Raw genomic sequence first — 1,487 nt, 5'->3', positions numbered from 1 at the left:
AAAGCATCAATTTGCTGATCCATCCAGACAAATATTCGATGTCATGCCGATTACAGAGGCTCCTGCCGAGTCATGTCGGTAAAATGCGGGTTTTGACGTTCTGGAATCACGGATTCAGGATAGTAGTTACTGGTGTAAACTTCCCAGGAAGTTCCGTTGTGCCGGTAGACCTCGACCAAAAAGCCATCTGCAATGTTGCCATCGACCCCAGTTACGGTGCCACTGATGCTCCCGGCAACATCCAGCATGACCCCTATGTTGGGTACGGTTTGTCCCGCTGAGACGGTAACGGTTGTTGCAGAATCAATGTCTTGCGCATTGTTATAAAATTCTCCGATGTAATGCGAGCCAGCGTCAAAATACAACCGATATTCGCCGGCTTCGAGTCTATCCAGGTGATATTGACCAACTGCGTCGGTTGATACCCTAGTATACCAATTCCAGTCTGTGCCGGAATTCTTGTAGGCGGTTACTTGGCCGGGAGGGGTTGTGGTGTCCGCTCCCAAAATATAGCCGGTAATATGTCCTGCCAAGTTGAGTTGCTCGTCCATGCTATCGGTGGTCTTACCTCTATGTACAATGGCTTCATTCGCCAAAGTTTTCTTAGCGTATGTACCGGTAGGATCAAAAAAGCTCAGCTGATAGAACCCCTCCGGTACTTCCAGCTCATAAGCGCCATTGACATCGGTAACCGCTGTCCAATGTTGCCAGTTTTCGAAGGATGGCCCGTACCACCAGCCGCTCAAGCGTCCAGCTTGCACCTCGATGCCTTCGAGTGCTGTGGTTCCGCTAGAATCTCGGACGAGGCCCTTGATGTGTCCAGATGCTCCCAGGCATTGATAATAGGAGCCGCCCTGTGCTTCGGCAGAGGCGGCTGCAGTGGTGTTTATTTGTTCAAGGGGGCTGGTGAATGCTTCCTTTTTCAGAGGTATCTCGGTGACTATGGAGGAGGATTTCAATCGGCCCTGTTTGTCAGGGATCGCATACGTCCAACTGCCGAGTTGTTTATTGAACAGAACACTGTGTCCCTCTGGTGTTTTCCAGGTGTGGCTGTGCATATCTTGCCAGCCACGGACGCCCATAACATCGTTATCAATCGGCGTAAATGCAGAATGCTGCTGTCCTACTGCTGGGGTTATCGTGGTTTCCCCAAAGGCGGTCACTGAGAAAAAGAAAGAAACTACCAGAAGAGCAAAGAAGCTTGGATTGAGGGTTCGGATGCGCCATTCCATATAAAAAACACTCCATGTGGTTATGGACGAATAATCGTGGCTTCCAATTTTACCTTTAAGAAGTATAGGGTTGCAAACGGCAGCTAGTGTAGTGTTGCGTTCTTAATGGAACTAATAATTACAGTATTTGTCTATAATTTCTAGAGTTTAGAGTTTCAGAGGAGAAAAACCACTAAAAATCTCAAAAAATAGTTGACATAGCAAGGCGCGGCCTCTCAGAAGAGAAATCAACACAAACTTCTGGAGGCCGCTATG

At 48.3% G+C, this 1,487-nt stretch carries 1 protein-coding gene; it reads right to left on the bottom strand.

From position 1 onward, the window contains the following. Window positions 1–50 precede the first annotated feature (50 nt). Window positions 51–1,232 (bottom strand): hypothetical protein, encoded by a 1,182-nt coding sequence (locus ACOCD2_RS19645; RefSeq protein WP_293650167.1) that lies wholly within the window; start codon window positions 1,230–1,232, stop codon window positions 51–53. Between the last annotated feature and the right edge of the window lie 255 nt (window positions 1,233–1,487).

The organism is Thiolapillus sp. (assembly GCF_048562965.1).
Classification (GTDB): domain Bacteria; phylum Pseudomonadota; class Gammaproteobacteria; order Chromatiales; family Chromatiaceae; genus Thiolapillus; species Thiolapillus brandeum_A.
The sequence above is the reverse complement of the archived record's forward strand: the minus strand, read 5'-3'. Positions and strand labels throughout refer to the sequence as shown.

Bases quoted from the DNA above. Each gene is read 5' to 3' on its own strand.
- ACOCD2_RS19645 (WP_293650167.1), bottom strand. From the start codon at position 1,232: ATGGAATGGCGCATCCGAACCCTCAATCCAAGCTTCTTTGCTCTTCTG.